3 protein-coding genes are annotated in these 3,070 nt (G+C 75.0%); all 3 read left to right on the top strand.

The window, feature by feature from the left end; translation table 11 throughout:
* Window positions 1-78: 78 nt before the first annotated feature.
* A complete protein-coding gene (locus tag AB8Z36_RS35085) occupies window positions 79-1,464 on the top strand; it encodes a condensation protein (RefSeq protein ID WP_369217435.1) in 1,386 nt (461 codons plus the stop codon).
* Window positions 1,461-2,198: a class I SAM-dependent methyltransferase gene (locus AB8Z36_RS35080; RefSeq protein WP_369217434.1), complete on the top strand. Its 738-nt coding sequence runs from the start codon at window positions 1,461-1,463 to the stop codon at window positions 2,196-2,198. Before AB8Z36_RS35085 ends, AB8Z36_RS35080 begins: the two co-directional genes overlap by 4 nt.
* Window positions 2,199-2,215: 17 nt before the next feature.
* On the top strand, window positions 2,216-3,070 hold an 855-nt coding region (locus tag AB8Z36_RS35075; RefSeq protein WP_369217436.1), incomplete at its 3' end, for a hypothetical protein.

Here is a 3,070-nt window from a genome sequence, read left to right as displayed (position 1 = left end):
GCCGCACCGCAAGCGCGATCCCGCCGCCGCACCGCCACCGGCCGAAGGCCCGCACACCCCGGGGGAAGGCACCCAGCCATGACCGCTCTCGAACACCCCGCCAGGCGCGCGGAAGGCCCGGGACGGCCGCCCGTACGCGTGCCGTTCCCCGTCGTCGACGAGGTGTCCCGGCACTGTCTCCAGGAGGAGGAGCCGGAGACCGTGCACATCGAGGTGCACCTGCCGGGCACCCCGGACCCGGAGCGGCTGCGGGCCGCGTTCCACGAGGCGCTGCGCCGCCATCCCCGCATCCTGATGCGGGAGGCGCGCGGCCCCTGGTACCGCCGCAGGTACGAATGGGAGCTGACGGCGGAGGCGGACACCGAGGTGGTGACCTTCCCGCGGGCGGGCAGGGACGCCCTGAAGCGCGCCCGCGAACGGGCCCTCGCCGAGGCCCCGCCGCTGACGGCGTCGCCGCCGATCCGCCTTGAGGTGCTGCCCGCCGAGACCCCGCCGGAGGGTTCCGCGGCAGCGGGCGAGGGCGGCGGCTCGGTCCTGCTGATCACCATCAACCACACCGCCCTCGACGGTCCCGCCTGCCTCCGCGTCCTCGCCACGGCCGCCGAGCTGTACGGCGGCCAGGACAACTCCCCCGCCGCGCCACCGACCCGGCAGCCGGAGGGCGGGGGCTCCCCCGCCGTGCCGCCGCCGGACGCCGCGTCCGGCTGGGCGCCACCGGCCCGGGTCAGCAAGGGCACACCGGAACCCTCGCCGGGCAACGGCATGCTCATCGCGGAGCTGCCGGTGCCCCGCAGGCCCAAGGGCTCCCCGTTCACCGTGAACGACCAGCTCATGGTGGCGACGGCGCTGATGATCGCGCACTGGAACCGCGAGCACGGGGCGCGCCCCAGGCCGCTGCGGATCACCATGCCGGTGGACGACAGGCCCCGCGACGCGAGCATGCCGATCGGCAACGGCACCCGCCTGGTCGAGGTGCCGTTCGGCGCGGGCGAGCTGACCGGGCGCGACTGGACCCCGGACGCCATCCGCGATCTGCTGCGCCGCACCTCCGAGCGCACCCGCGCGCTCAAGGCCCTGGCCCGCCCGCAACTGGGGCACGGCGCGACGCTGCTGACCGCGCCCGTCCTCCCCGTCACGCTCAGGGCGGCCGTCACGCGCGGTCTGCGCAGAGCCGCCGCGCCCTGGACCTCGACGACGCTCCTGAGCAACATCGGCCGCATCCCGTACGCCCTGGACTTCGGCGACGCGGGCCGGGCCCACGCCGTGTGGTTCTCCGCGCCCGCCCGGCTGCCGCGCGGTCTGACGGTCACCACCGCGTCGACCTCGGGCCGGCTGCACCTGGCCCTGCGCTGGTCGAAGACGCTGCTCAGCCACGGCGACGGGGCACATCTGCGGGACCTGTTCGAGCACTACCTCCATGCCACGGAGCACACGGAGGCCGACGGGAGGAGGAGGCCCCAGTGACCACCGCGACGAGCACACCACCGGCCGGGCTCCGCGACTTCTACGAGGACCCGGCCGTCCCCGTGGCCTCCGGCGACGCCCGCAGCCTGCGCCAGGCCCGCATCCTCGCCGACGCGCTCGGCCCCGCCACGGTCCGCGCCGCCACGGTGCTGGACGTCGGCTGCGGCGACGGCACGGCCGCGGCGACCGCCGCCCCCCTCCTCGCGGGCCACCGGGTGATCGGCGTCGACTGGTCCCAGGACGCCCTCAAGCGCGCCCACGCCCACCTGCCCGACGTCGTACGGGGTGAACTCACCGACGGAGGCCTTCCGTTCGCGGACGGCGCCGCCGACGCCGTCCTGTTCAGCGAGGTCATCGAGCACCTGGTGGACCCCGACGGCGCGCTCGACGAGCTGCGCCGGGTGCTCAGGCCCGGCGGGCACCTCATGCTGTCCACCCCCAACCTCGCCGCCTGGTACAACCGCGGACTGCTCCTCGCGGGCGTGCAGCCGGTCTTCTCCGAGGTGAGCCTGCGCGGCATCCACGGCCGCCCCGGCACCGAGGTCGTGGGCCACCTGCGGCTCTACACCGCCCGCGCGCTCAGGGGGTTCGTCGCCGCCAGCGGCTTCGAGGTGGTGCGCCTCTCCGGGGCGCCCTTCCACGGCGTGCCGCGCCCGCTGCGCGCCCTGGACCGGCTGGCCTGCGCGGTGCCGAGCGCCTCGTCCATCCTGCTGCTGCACGCCCGAAGGACTTGAGTCCCATGTGGTGGGGGGTGGCCGCGGCGCTGCTCGCGAACGTGCTCTACAGCACCGGGTTCGTCCTGGAGAAGCGGGCGTTGACGGCCATGCCGTCGGTCAGCGTCCGCAACCCCCTCCGACTGCTCGGGCAGGTGCTCGGCAGCCCCCTGTGGATCGGCGGCTCGCTGGCGCTCGCGGCCGGGTTCGGCGCGCAGCTCGCCGTGTACCGGACGCTGCCGATCGCCGCCGCGCAGGGGATCTTCGTCTCCGGCCTCGTCCTGCTGCTGCTCCTGTCCTCCCTGCTGCTCGGCGAGGAGACCTCGGGCCGCGAGCGGTACGCGGTCGGCGCGATCCTGCTCGCCCTGCTCATGGTCGTGCTGTCGCTGAGCGAGAACAGCGACACGGTCGGCCATGGCGCGCCCGTGCCCCTGGTCCTCACCGTCTGCCTGCCGTCCCTGGCCGCCGGTCTCTGGCTCTACGGATCGGCGGAGCGCCGCGCCAGGCACCGGCACCGCTTGCCGACGGCGGGCGTGGAGTACGGCGTGGCGGTGGGGCTCCTGTACGGCGTGAGCTCGCTGGCGATCAAGGGCGTCTCCAGCTATCTGACCACGCAGGGGCTGGGCGACGCCTTCGTGGACCTGCTGCGCTCCCCGTATCCGTATCTGCTGCTGTTCACCGGGGCGTTCGGCCTGATCATGTCGCAGGCGGCGCTCCAGCGCTGCCGGGCCTCGCTGATCGTGCCGGTGTGCACGACGGTCACGTCGCTGTTCACGGCGGTGCTCGGGACGCTGGCGTTCGGCGAGGCGCTGCCGCACGAGCCGGTGCGGCTCGCGCTGCGGATCGCGGGCACGGTGCTCGCGGTGACCGTCCTGCTCGCCATGCCCAAGCAC

It is taken from the genome of Streptomyces flavofungini, from assembly GCF_041028215.1.
Lineage (GTDB): Bacteria > Actinomycetota > Actinomycetes > Streptomycetales > Streptomycetaceae > Streptomyces > Streptomyces flavofungini_B.
This window is presented reverse-complemented; position numbering and strand designations above follow the sequence as displayed.